The sequence below is a fragment of the Streptomyces sp. NPDC001663 genome (assembly GCF_042893105.1).
In the GTDB taxonomy this organism is placed as follows: domain Bacteria; phylum Actinomycetota; class Actinomycetes; order Streptomycetales; family Streptomycetaceae; genus Streptomyces.
In genome coordinates this window covers 390,425-408,046 of the sequence record NZ_JBIAUR010000005.1, presented here as the reverse complement: position 1 = coordinate 408,046, position 17,622 = coordinate 390,425, and the positions used below count along the sequence as shown (strand labels likewise).

General features: G+C 72.6%; 9 protein-coding genes. 7 read left to right on the top strand and 2 right to left on the bottom strand.

Annotated features, from left to right (window positions below; genetic code table 11):
- Window positions 1–19: 19 nt before the first annotated feature.
- The 7 genes from ACFY1L_RS18790 (at window position 20) to ACFY1L_RS18760 (ending at window position 12,277) form a co-directional block, all read left to right on the top strand.
- Window positions 20–355, top strand: a complete 336-nt coding sequence (locus tag ACFY1L_RS18790; protein ID WP_388824870.1) for a hypothetical protein — start codon at window positions 20–22, stop codon at window positions 353–355.
- Complete coding sequence (locus tag ACFY1L_RS18785) at window positions 352–744, top strand: GPW/gp25 family protein (protein ID WP_388824868.1); 393 nt, start codon at window positions 352–354, stop codon at window positions 742–744. Before ACFY1L_RS18790 ends, ACFY1L_RS18785 begins: the two co-directional genes overlap by 4 nt.
- On the top strand, window positions 741–3,851 hold the full coding sequence (locus tag ACFY1L_RS18780) for a putative baseplate assembly protein (protein ID WP_388824865.1): 3,111 nt from the start codon (window positions 741–743) through the stop codon (window positions 3,849–3,851). The genes ACFY1L_RS18785 and ACFY1L_RS18780 overlap by 4 nt, the downstream gene beginning before the upstream one ends.
- Window positions 3,848–7,603, top strand: coding sequence for a putative baseplate assembly protein (locus ACFY1L_RS18775; protein ID WP_388824862.1), 3,756 nt, complete (start codon window positions 3,848–3,850; stop codon window positions 7,601–7,603). Before ACFY1L_RS18780 ends, ACFY1L_RS18775 begins: the two co-directional genes overlap by 4 nt.
- A complete protein-coding gene (locus ACFY1L_RS18770; RefSeq protein ID WP_388824859.1) occupies window positions 7,603–9,756 on the top strand; it encodes a hypothetical protein in 2,154 nt (717 codons plus the stop codon). The genes ACFY1L_RS18775 and ACFY1L_RS18770 overlap by 1 nt, the downstream gene beginning before the upstream one ends.
- Before the next feature lie 71 nt (window positions 9,757–9,827).
- A complete protein-coding gene (locus tag ACFY1L_RS18765; protein ID WP_388824857.1) occupies window positions 9,828–11,384 on the top strand; it encodes a DUF6519 domain-containing protein in 1,557 nt (518 codons plus the stop codon).
- Complete coding sequence (locus ACFY1L_RS18760) at window positions 11,384–12,277, top strand: peptidoglycan-binding protein (RefSeq protein ID WP_388824854.1); 894 nt, start codon at window positions 11,384–11,386, stop codon at window positions 12,275–12,277. Before ACFY1L_RS18765 ends, ACFY1L_RS18760 begins: the two co-directional genes overlap by 1 nt.
- Window positions 12,278–12,300: 23 nt before the next feature.
- Here ACFY1L_RS18760 and ACFY1L_RS18755 read toward each other — a convergent pair whose 3' ends face one another.
- Complete coding sequence (locus tag ACFY1L_RS18755) at window positions 12,301–13,671, bottom strand: M1 family metallopeptidase (RefSeq protein ID WP_388824851.1); 1,371 nt, start codon at window positions 13,669–13,671, stop codon at window positions 12,301–12,303.
- 77 nt (window positions 13,672–13,748) lie between these two features.
- Window positions 13,749–17,615 (bottom strand): Pls/PosA family non-ribosomal peptide synthetase, encoded by a 3,867-nt coding sequence (locus tag ACFY1L_RS18750; RefSeq protein WP_388824848.1) that lies wholly within the window; start codon window positions 17,613–17,615, stop codon window positions 13,749–13,751.
- Between the last annotated feature and the right edge of the window lie 7 nt (window positions 17,616–17,622).

Below are 17,622 nucleotides of genomic sequence, written 5' to 3'. Positions count from 1 at the left end.
ACACGGGGGAGAAGAGAAGTTGTCCGGGAGTCTGCTCGACGCCGGCGCCGTGATCGGCTGCCCGCACGGCGGCCGCGCCACCGCCGCCACCACACCCTCCGGCGGAGTACGCATCGGGGGTGCCGCCGTCGCCACGGCCGCGCACGCGTACGTCGTCATCGGCTGCCCCCACACCGTCGCCGGTGTGCCCTCACCGTGCGTCTCGGTCCGCTGGACCGCCGACGGCAGCGGCATCACGGTCGACGGCGCCCCCGTGCTGCTCGACACCTCCGCGGCCCAGTGCTTCACGGCGGCCTTCGTGCCGCAGGGACCGCCCGTGATCCAGGCCGCACAGCGAAAGGTCACCGTCCGATGAGCCGCGTCACACGGCAACACCCGCGCACCGAGATCGCGTTCCCCTTCCGGGCCGACCGCCGCGGCCGCACCGCGCACGCCGACCACGCGGCGCACGTCCACGACCTCATCGAGCAGCTGCTGTTCACCAGCCCCGGCGAGCGCGTCATGCGTCCCGACTTCGGCTGCGGGCTCCTCGACCTGGTCTTCGCCCCGAACAGCCCCGAGCTCGTCAGCACCCTCGAGCTCTCCGTGCAGGCCTCGCTGCAGCGCTGGCTCGGCGACCTCATCGACGTCGTGGCCCTGGACGTGGTGAGCGACGACAACGCCGTACGGGTCTATCTGTCGTACGTCCTGCGGGCCACCGGCACCCGGACCGACGACGTCTTCGAGGGGAGGGCCACCGCATGACCACCGCCACGTCCCGCCGCGCCAAGGTAAGGGCCGCGCAGCTCAACGGAGTCGACGCCGTCGAGGTGAGCGACGACGGGCTGCTGCTCACCGTCACCTTCCTCGGCAAGGCCCCGCACGGCCTCGGCCCGGAGAACGTCCGCATCGACGGCGGCCGCCGGATCACCGGCATCACGGCCGTCGACGTCAGCATCGAGCGCGAGGAGGACCCGGAGCTCGACGACCGGCTCTACGTCACCCTCGACAAGGCCGGCGACACCTCCCGGTACCGCTTCTCCCTCGTCGAGACCGACCCGTACGGCCGCCCCGGCACCCAACCCTTCCGCGGCTTCGACCAGCGCTACCACACGGCCTCCTTCTCCTTCCGGCCCGACTGCCCGACTCCCTTCGACTGCAAGGAAGAAGAGCAGCCGACAGCGGACTTCCCCGCCGCACCCGTCGTCGACTACACGGCCCGCGACTACGACACCATCCGCAAGCTGCTCCTGGACCGGCTCGCGCTGACCACCCCCGACTGGGTCGAGCGCAACCCCGCCGACCTGGGCGTCACGCTCGTCGAACTGCTCGCGTACACCGGCGACCAGATCAGCTACCAGCAGGACGCGGTCGCCACCGAGGCCTACCTGGACACCGCACGCCGCCGGGTCTCCGTACGCCGCCACGTCCGGCTCATCGACTACGCGATGCACGACGGCTGCACCGCGCGGGCCTACGTCACCGTGCAGACCGCCGGTGACACGACGCTCGCCCCGGGCACCTTCCGCTTCGCCTCCGTCGACGTCCGCACCCTCGACCCGCACGACCGCCCCGAACCCGGCACGGTCATCGACGAGATCGACCTCGGCGACCTGGACGAGCGCGGCTCGGTCGAGGTCTTCGAACCGGTCGTCGCCGCCGACCCGTTGGAGCTGAAGGTCGCGCACAACGCGATCCGGCTGTGGACCTGGGGCGGCGAGGTCTGCACCCTGCCGCAGGGCGCCACCTCCGCCACCCTGCGCGACGAGTGGGACGACCCGGAGACCTGCCGGGACCGCCAACTGGCCCTCAGGCCCGGCGACTTGCTGGTCCTGGAGGAGGTGAAGGGGCCGCGCACCGGAACCCCGGGCGACCAGGACCCGAGCCACCGCCAGGCCGTGCGCCTCACCTCCGTCACCCCGGCCGTCGACCGCATCGAGGACCAGCCGGTCCTGGAGGTCACCTGGGCCGCCGAGGACGCCCTGCGCACCCCGTTCTGCCTCACCACGCGCGGCGGCCGCGACTGCCTGCCCGTCGAGGACGTGACCCTGGCCCGCGGCAACGTCGTCCTCGTCGACCACGGCCGCACCCTCACCGGGCTTCCCGAGACGGCCACCGTGCCGCCCGAGCCGGCCGTCGTCGCGCCCTGCGACCCGCCCGCCTTCGGCTGCCACGACCGCGAGGAGGGCAACGCGCCTGCTCGTCTCGTCAACTCCCTCACGGACAAGGCGGAGAGCGGGGAAGCCCTCGTACCCGACGACGTCCGGGAACTCTTCGAGGTGGTCGGCGAGTCCGCGACCGTACGCGCCGGACTCGGTCTGGAGCGCGCCGGGCAGCGGCACGAACGCGTCGTCCCCGGCACGGCGTACGCCCAGGCGGCAGCCCTGCGCACCCTGCTCGCCCAGTCGGTCCACCCCGGCATCACACCCCGCTTCCGCCCGCTGCTCGGCCGGACGCCGGTCGTGCAGGCGGTGGCCTTCCCCGACGCCCGGGCCGTGGCCGCCGGGCAGGCCGAGCGGATCGCCGCCATCCCGGGACGGGTCCGGCAGCGGCTCGTCGAGCTGTGGCGCAGCGCCCGCGACCGCGACGGGCTCGCCGGCGAGGAGATCGACGAACTCACCGTGATCTACGGCCTGAAGGTCGTCGAGCGCTTCGAACTGCGCACGCATCCCGTCCGTGCCCTGCGTGAACTCCTGCACAGGAACGACGAGTTGCTCGACAACAAGCTGAGCCGCGTGCAGGTCCTCGCGGCCCGCGCCCGCGCCGGCACGGTCCTCGACGGCCACATCGCCTGGGAGATCGCGCACAGTTGGGGCCCGGCGTACGCGGCGGGGCTGCACCCCGACGAGCCGGTGCTGCGCGGCTCCGCGACCGCCGCGCTCGTCCAGGACCCGCGCCGGGCGCTGCCCGCCGTACGACTCCGGCAGGATGAGCAAGTCGTCTGGGAACCCCGCCGCGACCTGCTGCACAGCACCCCCCGCGACCGGCACTTCGTCGGCGAGCTGGAGGACGACGGCCGCCTCGCCCTGCGCTTCGGCGACGGCCGGCACGGCGCGAAGCCGACGCCGGGCTCCCGGCTCGCCCTGCACTACCGCCTCGGCGGCGGCATCGCGGGCAACGTCGGCGCGGAGGCGATCAACCACCTGGTCGTCCAGAGCGACTGCGAGCAGCCGCCGGCCGCGGCCGTGCGCAACCCGCTGCCCGCCACCGGCGGCACCGAGCCCGAACCCGTCGAGCAGGCACGCCAGTTGGCCCCGCTCGACCTGCGCCGCACCCGACTGCGCGCGGTCACCGCCGAGGACTACGCGGCCCTCGCCGCCGAACTGCCCGGCGTGCAGCGCGCAGCCGCCGAGATCCGCTGGACCGGCAGCGTCCAGGAGGCGCACATCGCGATCGACTCGTACGGCAGCGCCGAGCCGTCGGCCGAACTGCTCTCCCAGGTCGAGCAGTCCCTCGAGGCGTACCGGCGCATCGGCCACGACCTCGTGGTCGGCCCCGCGCGCCTGGTGCCGCTCGACATCGAACTGCGCGTGTGCGCCGCGCCCGGCCATCAACACGGGCAGATCCTGGCCGAGTTGTACCGCGTGCTCGGGAGCGGCCGCCTTGCGGACGGCCGGCTCGGCTTCTTCCACCCGGACGCACTGACCTTCGGCGGGCCCGTACGGCTCAGCCGTCTGGTCGCCGTCGCCGCGGCCGTACCGGGAGTGGAGAGCGTCCAGGTCACCCGGCTGCGCCGGCTGTTCGAGCAGGACCGAGGAGAGAGGGAGGACGGCGTGCTGCGGCTCGGCCCGCTGGAGATCGCCACCTGCGACAACGACCCCGACCGGCCGGAGAACGGCCGGCTGGCGATATCCCTGGGAGGTGCCCGATGACCGCGACCGACACCTGCACCTGCGGCGGGGCATGCGGCGGCGGCCACGACGAGCGCCTCGCGCCCGCCCCGCTCCACAACCCGCCCGGCCGCACCGCCCTCGACTACCGCATCGGCGAGTACGGCTCCTTCCTGGCCGCCCTCCTCGACCGGCTCGCCTCACCCGCGTACCCGGCCCTGGCGGGACTCACCGTACGCACCCCGGACGACCCGGCGATCGGCCTGCTCGACGCCACCGCCGTCCTCGGTGACCTGCTCACCTTCCACTCGGAGCGGATCGCCGACGAGGCGTATGTCCGTACGGCGAACGAGCATCGGTCGCTGGTGTTGCTCGGCAGGCTGGTGGGGCACCGCCCGCGCCCCGGTGTCGCCGCCGCGACCCACCTCGCCTACACCCTCGAACGCGACCCGCGCGCCGAGACGCTGTCCGTGGTGATCCCGCGCGGGGCGCGCGCCCACAGCGTGCCCGCGTCTGCCGACGAAGAGTCCCTGACGTTCGAGACGAGCCGGGATCTCACGGCTCGGTGGGACTGGAACGAGCTGAAGGTGCGCAGGCGCCGGCCGTCGCTGGTGACGCCGGGGGACTTGGAGAAGCGGTCCGAACTGTTCGTCGAGGGCACGGCGACCTCCCTGCAGACAGGGGATCAGTTGCTCTTCGTCTTCGGTGAACAGGCCGGTGGACAGCGGAAGTTGCTGCAGGTCGCGGACGTCCGCGTCGACCGGGACGACGACATCACGGCAATCTCCCTGCCGAAGTCGGCTCCGGCGACGCTGAAGGAACTCGTCGACGAGGTGCGGCGGTGGACGGCTGAACCTGCGGCTCCCGGTGAGCCGGGGGATGAGCCACCGACGCCCGAGGTGCCCAACCCACGGCCGGTCAGCAAACTTGTCGAGGACTTCGAGGATCAGGTGCTGGCGCCGTTGCGGACGGCTTTGGACGGGGTGAAGACCCCGGAGAGCCTTGCCGTGTGCCTCGCGGAGCCCGTTGCCCGTCTCGGTGAGGCGCAGGTGTTGGCGGAGCCTTGGGAGGATGTGGCCGCGTGGTTCGAGCAGCTGCAGGCGGTTCTGGCTGAACTCGCCGAGCGAGCACTGGAGTTGGCGCCAGCGCAGACCGACGAGAGCGCCGCGACAGGTCGTTTGGTGTCTGCTGCGCCTTCTGGGCTGGTCGCGCAGTTCCCCGCGCCCCCGGAGGGCGATCCGCGGGCCGCTGCCTTCCATGCTCTGGCAGCTGTACTTCCCTCCCTGCGCTCCGCAGCCCCGTCAGCACAGGAAACGGCACGGCCCACCACCGACCCGGCCCGGCTCCTTGCCGCCCTCAACCCCTCCCTCGGCAGCCTCTACCCGGCCTGGCGCAAGGCGGCGGCCGCCGCCCCCGGCACCGCACAGCTCCTCCGTGACCTGCTCGCCATGCGGGTCACCGCCGCGCCCTTCGGGGCCACCGCCCCGCTCAAGCCGGTCCAGGACGACAAGGGGCGGGTCATCCGGTCCGCGGACTGGCCGCTGACGGGGGCCGTGCTGACCGGGATGCGGGTCGTCTACGACACCGCGGCCAAGGCGCCGGTGCGGGCGGAGTTCCAATACGTCGAGGGCAACAGCTCCGACCAGCGGGCCGTGACCCTGCCGCTGACCCAGCAGGTCAACTTCGGTCTCGGCCCCGGCCACGTCGACCTCTCCAGCGGCACAGGCCAGGAGCCCGCCGTCACCGTTCACCTGCGCGACGGCCTCCCCGAGCGCACGCTGACCGTGTCCCGGCCGGGCGAGGACGGGCTGGTCCACGTCGGTGTGAACAACGGGACGGCGCAGGACGTCCCCCTGCGGCCCGGTGTCCCCGTGCAGTTCACCCACGGCGAGTACGAGGTGAGCCTGCGCTACACGGTGGGCAGCACCGAGCCCAACGTCGAGATCGTCATCGCCAGCAAGCCCGCGCCGGTCAACCGCAAGGTGCTGCAGCTCGACTCCGTGCACACCGGCATCACGGTCGGCAGCTGGGTCGCCATCCAGCGCCCCGCGAAGGGCGCCCAGGACGGCATACCCGGCGACGCCAGGCTCGCCTTCGTCACCACACAGGTCGTGTCGGCGCGTACGGCGGCGTACACCAACTACGGAATCACCGGCCGCGGCACCGAACTCACCCTCGCCGACCCGTGGTTGGACGAGTTCGACGTCCTGCTCTCGCACATCCGCGACACCACCGTGTACGCGGCGGGCGAGCCGCTGCGCCTCGCGGACGAGCCGCTGGGCGAGGAGGTCCACGGCAACGAGATCGAACTCGCCGAGCTGTACGACGGGTTGCGGCCCGGGCGCCTGCTCATCGTCGCCGGTGAGCGCAGCGACATCCCCGGCACGACCGGCGTCACCGCCACCGAGGTCGTCACCATCGCCGCCGCCGACCCGGCCGTCGACCCGCAGCTGCCCGGCGATCACGTCCACACCCGGTTGACCCTGACCACCGACCTCGCCCACCGCTACCACCGCGAGACGGTCCGGATCCTCGGCAACGTCGTCGAGGCCACCCACGGCGAGAGCCGCGAGGAGGCCATCGGCAGCGGCGACTCCGACCGCACCAACCAGACCTTCGCGCTCTGGCAGTCCCCGCTGACCTGGCTCGCCGACGACAACCCCCTCGGTGCCACACCGGTGCTGGAGATCCGGGTCGACGGAGTGCTCTGGCACGAGGTCGACAGCCTCGCCGGACGCGGCCCGAACGACCGCGTCTACATCACCGGCACCGCCTCCGACGGCCGTACGACCGTCACCTTCGGCGACGGCATCCACGGCGCCCGCCTGCCCAGCGGCCACGAGAACGTCCACGCCCGCTACCGCTTCGGCACCGGCAAGGCGGCGAACGTTCCCGCGGACCGGGTCACCCAGCCGCTCACCCGCCCGCTCGGCGTCACCGCGGTCACCAACCCGCGCCCGGCGACGGGCGGCGCGGACGCGGACGGCCCGGGCCTGACCCGCCGTACGATCCCCCTCGCCGTCTCCGCCCTCGACCGGCTCGTCTCGGCGCCCGACTACGAGGACTTCGCCCGCTCCCGCGCCGGCATCGGCCGGGCCGCCGCGCGCGAACTCTTCGACGGGCGGCGGCGCGTGCTGCACGTGACGGTGGCCGGTACGGACGACGTGCCGCTCGACGGCGACTCGGACACCCTGCGCGCCCTGCGCGGGGCCCTCACCGAGTACGGCGACCCCAACCTGCCGGTCCGCGTGGACGTACGGGAGCTGGTGCTGCTGCTCGTCTCCGCCAAGGTGAAGGTCGCTCCCGACTACGCCTGGGAGTACGTCGAGCCCCGCCTGCGGGCCGCGCTGCTGCGCCGTCTCGGCTACGAGGGACGGGAGTTGGGCCGACCCGCCCGCCTCTCCGACCTCCTCGCCACGGCCCACACCGTGCCCGGCGTCGACTACGTGGACGTCGACGTCTTCACCGGCGTCCCCGCGTCCGCCACCCCCGAGGAGCTCGCCGGCCTGCTCACCGACCCCGGGGAGCCCAAGTCGAGTGTCCCCGCGCATCCGGCGACGTACGACGAAAAGATCCACACCGTGCGGGCCGCGAACGGCGAGACGCTGTCGGAGATCTGCCACCGCTACGGCATACCCCTCGCCGAACTCCTGCGCCTCAACCCCGACATCACCGACACCCGGCGCCTGGCGAAGGGCCGGTCGGTGTTCGTCTTCCGCGGCATCCGCCCCGCGCAGCTCGCCCTGCTGTCCCCGCGAGCCGCGGACACCCTCATCCTCACGGAGGTCAAGTAATGTCCCCGGACGTCGAGTTCGACACGGCAGCCCCGGTGACGTCCCGGGAACCCGACGGCCTCGCCGCCCTGCTGCCTCGCTGGCACCTGCTGCGCGACGCCGAGGAGGGCGAGCAGCTGCGCGCGCTGCTCGCGGTGATCGCCGAGCAGCTCGACCGGGTCCGCGACGGCGTCGAGCAGGGCTACGAGGACCTGTTCGTGGAGACGGCCGCCCCGTGGGTGCTGCCGTACCTCGGCGACCTGGTCGGCTACCGCACCCTGCCCGGCTACGAACGCGTCCTCACCACCGGTCTGCACGAGGGCGGACGGGCCGCGCTCGCCGAGGCCATCGCGCCGCGCGCGGACGTGGCGGCCACGGTCGCGGGCCGCCGCCGCAAGGGCACACTGCACCTGCTCGAGGAGATCTCCGAGCAGGTCGCCGGCTATCCCGCGCGTGCCGTGGAGCTCTCCCGCCTGGTCGCCCACAACCAGTCGGTGAAGCTCCACCGCGACACCGGACGGGGCCGCCTCCTCGACCTCCGCGACGGCTCGGCGCTCGCGCTGACCGGCACTCCCTTCGACACCGGGGCCCGCACGGTCGACGTACGCCGCGCCAACTCGTCCAAAAGGCAAGGCGGTTGGACCCCGGCCGGAGTCGCCCTCTTCGTCTGGCGGCTCAAGGCGTACCCGCTCACGTCCTCCCCGGCGTACTGCATCGACCGCGCCCGCAACCTCTACACCTTCTCGATCCTCGGCAATGACACCCCCCTGGTCACCAAGCCGGTCCCGGAGCCGTCGCCCACCCACATCGCCACCGTCGACAACGTCCCGGCCTTCATCACCCGCCGCCTGCTCCACGACCGGCTGCTGGACTACTACGGCCCCGGCAAGAGCATCGTCGTCCGGCGCGACGGCGAGGACAAGCCCGTACCGCCGTCCGACATCGTGGTGACGGATCTCTCCGACTGGCGTTACCGCCCCAAGCGCGGCCAGGTTGCCGTCGACCCGGAGCTCGGGCGGATCGCCTTCGGGTCGCGGTCGGCGCCGCGGCAGGGCGTGTGGGTGGACTACCACTACGCGTACGGCGCCGACATGGGCGGCGGCGAATACGAGCGGCCCGACCGCGTGGACCGGCCCGACGCCGCCTTCTACCGGGTCGGCCCGGGGCAGCCGTACCGCCAGATCATGGACGCCTACCGGGCCTGGCAGCACGACCGCCGGGCCGGTGGCACCGGCCCCGACGGCATCATCGAGATCACCCACAGCGGCGCCTATCAGGAGCAGCTGGACTTCGACCTCGACCCCGGCGACCGGCTGGAGCTGCGGGCCGCCGAGGGCACACGGCCGGTGATCCGGCTCCTCGACTGGTACAGCAACCGCCCCGACGCCCTCAACATCCGTGCGGTGCACGACGATTGCGCCCCGCACGAGCGTCCGCGCATCGTCCTCGACGGCCTCCTGGTCGCCGGGCGCGGCATCAACGTCACCGGCCCGATGGGCGCGGTCGTCGTACGGCACAGCACTCTCGTCCCCGGCTGGTCCCTGGAGCCCGAGTGCGAGCCGCACTCGCCCGAGGAGCCCAGCATCGTCCTGGAACGCACCACCGCCTGCCTCCAGGTCGAGCACAGCATCCTCGGCACCATCGAGGTCATCGGCGACGAGGTGAGCGAGGACCCCCTCGACATCCACCTGCGCGACAGCATCCTGGACGCCACCGGACATGACCGCGAGGCCCTGTCCGCCCCGGACTGCCGCCACGCCCACGCCGTGCTCCACGTGCACCGCACGACCGTCATCGGCGAAGTTCACACCCATGCGGTGGAGTTGGCCGAGAACTCGATCTTCACCGGCAAGCTGCACGTCGCCCGGCGCGGCATCGGCTGCCTGCGCCACTCGTACGTCCCCGCCGGCTCGCGCACCCCGCGACGGCACCGCTGCCAACCCGATCTCACCCCGGGCGTACGGCCGTTGTTCGCCGCCGTGCGCTACGGGACGCCCTGGTACGGGCAGTTGGCCGACGGCTGTCCCGAGGAGATCAGGCGCGGCTCCGACGACGGCGCCGAGATGGGTGCCTTCCACGACCTGTACCGGCCGCAGCGTGAGGACGGTCTGCGCGCACGGCTCGCGGAGTACACACCCGCGGGCACGGACGCCGGGATCTTCTTCGTGACATGAGCCCCAGCGGCGTGAGCCGTACCCACCGACTTTGCGAACCCGCACTTTCCTGAACCAGGGGGACCCCCTTCATGCACGCCGATCTCTCCCGTCTCACCTTCCGCCCGGAGCGGCACTACTCCGCGGTCGTCGCCCAGCAGGGCCGTGTCCAGCTCGACGCCGACGCCAACGAGCAGACCGCGATCCAGCTGTACCAGGCACGCACCGTCGCCGCCGACCTGATCGGCCGCTACGGCGGTCCGCGCGACGCGGCGGGCTTCCGCATCGAGTACGTGGGCGGCAAGCACGACATCGACACGCTCCACATCCACGGCGGCCGCTACTACGTGGACGGCATCCTCGTCGACGCGGACCGTCCGGCGCCCGTTGTGCCCGTGCCGGACGAGGACGCCGAGGACGCCGCGGAGCAGGACACCGCGACCCCGCCGTCGTACTGGACCTACTGGGACCAGCCCGACGCCTTCCGCGACCCGGAGAAGCCCGGCGACCGGCTGCCCTCGCCCGCCCAGTCGCCGTTCGTGGTCTACCTGAACGTCTGGGAGCGGTCGGTCAACGCGGCCGAGGACCCGGCGATCCGCGAGGTCGCCCTCGGCGCCACGCTGCCGGACACCGCGGCCCGCGTGAAGGTCGTCTGGCAGGTACTGCCGCTCTCCCTCGCCGAGTTGGCGATCGAGGACGCCGACCCGTCGAAGGAGGTCGTCCGCGCCGCCTTCGAGAAGTGGGCGAAGCGCCAGGCCCTGTCCTCCGCGCGCCTGGCCGCCCGCAGCGAGCGGCCCGACCACGCCGACGAGGACCCGTGCCTGGTCAAGCCCGACGCCCACTACCGCGGCCAGGAGAACCAGCTGTACCGGGTCGAGGTGCACGCGGGCGGCGAGGCGAAGGACGCCACCTTCAAGTGGTCCCGCGAGAACGGCTCCGTGGTGTTCCCGATCGACGAACTCGACGGAACATGGGTGCAGTTGGCGTCCCTGGGCTACGACGACAAGCTGGACCTGGACGTCGGCGACCACGTCGAGTTCACGGACACGGCGTACGCCTCACGCCTGGAGGCCTTGCCGCTTCTGCGAGTCGAGGAGCTGGACCTGCCGGGCCGTCGCGTCCGTCTGTCCGCCGAGCCCGAGCCGGGCGTCGGCCGGCTGCCCGACCTCAACCCCTTCCTGCGCCGCTGGGACCACCACGAGGGACCGAAGCGCAAGGGCCGTACGACCTCCTTGAAGGGCGGAGCCGTCCCGGTCACGGAGGGGGAGTGGCTGCCCCTGGAGGACGGCGTCGAGGTGTACTTCGCCAAGGGCGGCGGCTACCGCACCGGCGACCACTGGCTGATCCCCGCCCGCACCGCCACCGGCCGCGTCGAATGGCCCACCGACCCGGCCCGCCGCCCCCTGCTCCAGGGACCGGCCGGCATCGCCCGCCACCTCGCCCCGCTGGCCCTGGTCAAGGGCGAGGAGAGCGCCGTCGACCTGCGCCTCGCCTTCGGCCCGCTGGCCAGCAGTATCCCGGCCGCGGACGAGAAGACCCTTGCCGCGGAGGAACAGGCACGCCGTGAGGAACTGGCGGCCGAGGACCCCTCGCACGGGAGGTCCCAGACCACGGCGGAAGCGGAGGAAGCAGTGGAAGGAGACAACTGATGGCCACCCCCCTGAGCGCGTCCAAGCTGCTGCAGATCCTGCGCGCGGAGGGCCTGACGGTCCACGAGGTGCGCAACTGGCGCCACCACAACCGCAATACGAAGGGCCCCTGGGGCCCGGTGAACGGCGTGATGATCCACCACACCGTCACCTCGGGCACCGAGAACTCCGTGAACATCTGCTACAACGGCTACTCCGGTCTGCCCGGCCCCCTCTGTCACGGCGTCATCGACAAGAAGGGCGAGATCCACCTCGTCGGCAACGGCCGTGCGAACCATGCCGGGTTGGGCGACAGCGACGTGCTGCGCGCCGTCGTGAACGAGTCCAGGCTCCCGCACGACAACGAGGCCGACACCGACGGCAACCGCCACTTCTACGGCTTCGAGTGCATCAACCTCGGTGACGGCAGGGACCCTTGGCCCGAGGCGCAGAAGGAGGCCATCGAGAAGGTGTCCGCCGCGATCTGCCGCCACCACGGCTGGAGCGAGCGGTCGGTCATCGGCCACAAGGAGTGGCAGCCGGGCAAACAGGACCCGCGCGGCTTCACCATGGACGGCATGCGCAAGCGGATCGCCGCGCGCCTGGCCGGCAAGGGCAACGAGGGCGGCAGCAACCCGGACCCCAAGCCCACCCCGTCCAAGCCGTCGTACGCCCCCTTCCCGGGCGCCGCCTTCTTCCACGACGGGCAGAAGTCCCCGGTCATCACCGCCATGGGCAAACGCCTGGTCGCCGAAGGCTGCAGCCACTACGACGAAGGGCCCAGCCCCGAGTGGACCGACGCCGACCGCGACTCCTACAAGGCCTGGCAGCGCAAGCTCGGCTTCAAGGGCAAGGACGCCGACGGCATCCCGGGCAAGGTCAGCTGGGACAAGCTCAAGGTCCCCGCGACCTGAGACCGGCCGGCCGACCCGCCCGCCTACGCCGACTCGGCGTTGGTGGGCGGGTGGTTGGGGCGCGCCGGACCCTGCGTGGGCAGCGCGGGCAGCGCCGCGCGGTTCACCCACGCGTTGAACAGCCCGTCCAGCGGCTCGTCCGCGAACCGGTTGACATGGGCCGTGAACGTCCGCGTGGTCACCGCCCCGCCGCGGTGCAGTCCCGCCCAGCCGCGCAGCATCCGAAAGAACGCCTCGTCGCCCATCGCGCAGCGCACCGCGTGCAGGACGAGGCCACCGCGCTCGTAGAGCCGGTCGTCGAACATCAGCTTCCGTCCGGGGTCGGACAGTCGCAGGTCCTGCGGCTGCGATGACAGCAACCGGTGAGCGGCGGCGGCCAGTTGCTGGGCCGTACGCCCGCCCGACCGCTCCGACCACAGCCACTCGGCGTACTTGGCGAACCCCTCGTTCAGCCAGATGTGCCGCCAGTCCGCGATGGACACGCTGTTGCCGAACCACTGGTGCGCCAGCTCGTGCGCCACCAGCCGCTCCGAACCCCGCGCCCCGTCCACGTGGTTGGCGCCGAACAGCGACAACCCCTGTGCCTCCACGGGGACATCGAGCTCCTCGTCGGTCACCACGACCGCGTACTCGTCGAACGGGTAGGGCCCGAACAGCTCCTGGAACAGATCCATCATCTGCGGCTGCCGCGCGAAGTCCCGCGAGAACTCCGGCAGCAGATGCGCCGGGATGTGCCCGTGCTGCGGCACCCCGCCCGGCCCCGGATCGCCCAGCAGCACCGTCTGGTACTTGCCGATCGCCAGACCGACCAGATAGCTCGACGTCGGTGCCGCCTGCTCGTACACCCACGTGGTCGTGGACGCCCGCGTCGTACGCGTCAGCAGCCGCCCGCCCGCCACCACCGCGTACGCGGACGGCGTGGTGATCGAGATCTGGTACGAGGCCTTGTCGGCGGGCCGGTCGTTGCACGGGTACCAGGACGGCGCCCCGATCGGCTGGCTCGCCACCAGCGCCCCGTCCTCCAGCTCCTCCCAGCCGAGCCCGCCCCACGGGCTGCCGACCGGCTTGGGGTTGCCGGACCAGTGCACCTCGACCGTGAACGCGGCACCCGCCCGGACCGGCTTCGCGGGACGGATGCGCAGCCGGCCGCCGCGGTGCGTGTAGTGCGGCTGACGGCCGTCGACCCGCACCCGGCCGATCTTGAAGTCGGACAGGTTCAGGGTGAACTCGGTCAGCGGCGACCGGCCCGCGATGGCGTTGATCCGGGCCGACCCCGCAAGGCGGTTGGGCCCCGGGCGGTAGTCCAGCGTGAGCTCGTACCGGTGCACCCGGTAACGCGCGTCACCGTGTTCCGGGAAGTACGGATCCGAACCCGCCGCCTGCTGAACTGCCACTGCCGCTTCTGCTCCCTGCGCTGTGCTGCCACTCGTCGCTGCCGGTGCACCGCTCACCGACTCCGAGTGGCCCGCGCTCAGGGACGCCATGCCTCGATCGGGTTGCCGAGCCAGCGGGTGTCGTCCGGGACGGACTCCGCGGCCATGACGAGCGACGCAGGACCCAGTGTCGTACGGGCCCCGACCGTGCTGCCGGGCAGCACGATCCCGCCAGGGCCCAGCGTGGCGCCCTCACGGAGAACAACAGTATCCGTCCGCAAGATCCGGTCGTGGAAGAGGTGAGTTTGGAGCACGCAGCCGCGGTTCACCGTCGCCGCGTCCTCCAGGGTCACCAGATCGGTCTCCGGCAGCCAGTAGCTCTCGACCCAGACGCCCTTGCCGATCCGGGCACCGAGACCCCGCAGCCAGGCCGTCATCACCGGCGTACCCGGCACGGAACCGGCCAGCCAGGGCACGGCCACGACCTCGACGAAGGTGTCCGCGAGCTCGTTGCGCCACACGAAGCCGCTCCACAGCGGGTGCTCCCCGGTGCGGTGCCGCCCCACGAGCAGCCACTTCGCGGCGAACGACACGAGCCCGGCCACGGCGCCGGCAGCCAGCAGCACCAGCCCCGACAGCAGCGGAGCCCAGGGCCCGAGCAGGCACAGCACGGCGACCGTGCCGACCGCGATCGCGGCAGAGCAGAACACCGGCACGATCCGGCACAGCTCCACCAGCCCGCGCGCCCACAGCAGCCGGGCCGGCGGATCGTACGTCCGGCTCTGGTCACCCGTCTCCGCGCTCCGCGGCAGCTTCACCGGCGGCAGCCCCAGATACGAGCTGCCCTTCTTCGCCTTCTTCGGCGTCGCCGACAGCACACCGACCAGCCCGCCGTCCGGCACACTCCGCCCCGGCGCGGTCATCCCGGAATTGCCCAGGAACGCCCGCCGCCCGATCTCCGCCCGCCCGATGTGCATCCAGCCACCACCGAGCTCGTACGGCGCCGTCAGCGTGTCGTCGGCCAGGAACGCGCCCTCGCCGACCGTCGTCAGACTCGGCAGCGCCAGCACGGTGGACACCTCGGCGCCCCGCCCGATCCGCATCCCGAGCAGCCGCAGCCACACCGGCGTGACCAGCCCGGCGTACAGCGGGAACAGGGTCTCGCGCGAGCGGTCCATCAGCTGCGTGACCGTCCAGGCCTGCCAGCCGATCCGGCTGTGCGTGGGGTGCGTGCCCTCGCGCAGGCCGAGGCTCAGCAGTCGTACGGCGATCAGGATCAGCAGCGCGTACGCCGCCCCGAAGGCCAGTGTCGCCGGGACGAGGGCGAGCGCGGCACCCCGCAGGGGCGCGGCCGGGTCGATGAGAGCCTGCGCCACGAGGAACGCGGCGCCGCCGGCCAGCAGCGGCAGCGCGGAGAGCGCGAGGCCCGTCAGGCCGTACATCACCCGCCAGTACGTGCCACGCTGCGGGCGCTCCTTGGGCCAGTTCCGCTTGGCCTTGCCCAGCTTGACCGCGGGCGCGCCCGCCCAGCGCTGACCGGTGGGGATCTGCCCGGTGACCGCCGAACCGGGGGCCACCTCGGCCCGCTTGCCGACGCGGGCGCCCGGGAAGAGGATGCTGCGGGTGCCGACGGTGGCATGCGCGCCGACCTTGACCGCGCCGATCTCCAGGCGGTCGCCGTCCAGCCACCAGCCGGACAGATCGACCTCGGACTCCACGGCCGCACCCCGGCCCAGCTTCAGCAGACCGGTGACCGGCGGCAGCGAGTGCAGGTCGACGTCCTGTCCGACCTTGGCGCCCAGCGCCCGCGCGTACCGCTCCAGCCAGGACCCGGTCAGCGAGGTCGCCCCGCTGAACTCGGCCAGCCGCTCGGCGGCCCAGAGGCGCAGGTGGACGCTGCCACCACGCGCGTACCGGCCGGGCTCGACGCCGCGCAGCAGCAGCCGCGCGCCACCCGCTGCGATCGCGAGCCGTCCGGGCGGGCTGAACAGCACCGCAGCACCGGCGGCGATCAGCCACCAAGGAGCGGTCGGCAGCCAGGAGTACGCGGGCAGCAGGTTCCCGGCCGCGGCGAGCGCCACCGTCCAGCGCAGGCCCAGCAGCGTGAACAGCGGCACCAGGACCAGCAGTTGGATCACCTGGGCACGCACCGGGACCGGCGCGACCACCCGGGAGGCACCGTCGTCCTGCGACGACTCCTCCAGATGGCGGGCCAGCTTGCGCAGGGTCGGCTGCTGGTAGATGTCGAGGACGGCGGCGCTCGGGTAGCGGGTGCGCAGCCGCGTGGTCAGCTGGGCGGCGGCCAGACTGCTGCCGCCGATCGCGAAGAAGTCGTCGCGGGCGCTGCTGACCGGGATGCCGAGGACTTCCGTCCACTGCTCGGCCAGCCACGCCTCGGTCCCGTACAGCTGCTCGGCCGGACCGCCGGTCTCCAGGCCCTCCAGGGGCCAGGGCAGGGCGTTGCGGTCGACCTTGCCGCTGGTCCGGGTCGGCAGGTCCTCGACCGGTGCGAGCAACGGCACGAGCGCGGCGGGCAGCTCGGCGCGCAGCTTCTCCACGGCCGTCGCGTGGTCCCAGCCGTCCTGCGTGACGACGTAACCGACCAGCAGCTGATTGCCACTACGGGCGGTGCGCACGGCCGCAGCGGCGCCCGCGACACCGGGCAGCGCCTGCAGCGCGGCATCCACCTCGCCGAGCTCGATGCGACGCCCGCCGAGCTTGATCTGCTCGTCGGCACGCCCGAGGAAGATCAGCCCCTCGGGCTCGGCCTGGACGAGGTCACCGCTGCGGTACGCCCGCTCCCAGCCCAGCGACTCGAGCGGCGCGTACTTCTCGGCGTCCTTCTCGGCGTCGAGGTACCGCGCGAGCCCCACGCCGCCGATCACCAACTGCCCGCTGCCGCCCATCGGCACGGGCTCCCCGGCCTCGTCGACGACGGCCAGCTCCCAGCCGTCCAGCGGCAGCCCGATCCGGATCGGCTCCGCACCGGACATCAGCGAGGCACAGGCCACGACGGTCGCCTCGGTGGGCCCGTACGTGTTCCAGACCTCGCGTCCCTCCGTCACCAGCCGCTGCGCCAGCTCGGGCGGGCAGGCCTCGCCACCGAAGATCAACAGGCGTACGTCGTTGAGGGTCTCCGGCTCCCAGAGTGCGGCGAGCGTCGGGACCGTGGACACCACGGTGATCTCCTGCTCGACCAGCCAGGGCCCGAGATCGGCACCGCTGCGGACCTGCGAGCGGGGCACCGGCACCAGACAGGCCCCGTACCGCCACGCCAGCCACATCTCCTCGCAGGACGCGTCGAAGGCGACCGACAGGCCCGCCATCACCCTGTCACCAGGGCCGATGGGGTCGTCGGTGAGGAACAGCGCGGCCTCGGCGTCCACGAACGCTGCGGCACTGCGGTGACTGACCGCGACGCCCTTTGGCTTCCCGGTCGAACCCGAGGTGAAGATGATCCATGCGTCGTGCCCGGTCCCGGGACGGGCGGCGGGCACCTCGCTGCGCCCGGTGACGGTCAGCTCGTGCCCGGCACCGATGACGGCCCGCACGTCCGCCTCCCCGAACACCAGCTCGGCCCGCTCGTCCGGGTCCTCGGCGTCCACGGGAACGTATGCGGCACCGGCGGCCAGGACGGCCAGGATGGCGACGTAGAGGTCATTGGTACCGGAGGGGACGCGGACGCCCACGCGGTCGCCGAGGCCGACACCCGCGACGGCCAGGCTCCGGCGCAGCTGCTCCACCTCGGCGGCCAGCGCACGGTAGGTGAGACGGACCGTGCCGTCGTCCAGAGCGAGTTCGTCCGGGTACGACCGCACGGACGCGTCGAAGATGTCCACGAGGGTGCGCGGGGAGGCCGCCTGACCTCCGGAAAAGCGTGCGGTGTCGCCGAACTGTTGGTGGATCTCAGCGCTGAGCTCTTCGTCGAGCAAGCCGAGAGCGCTGCTCTCGTGTATGGCTGCCATCGGTCCT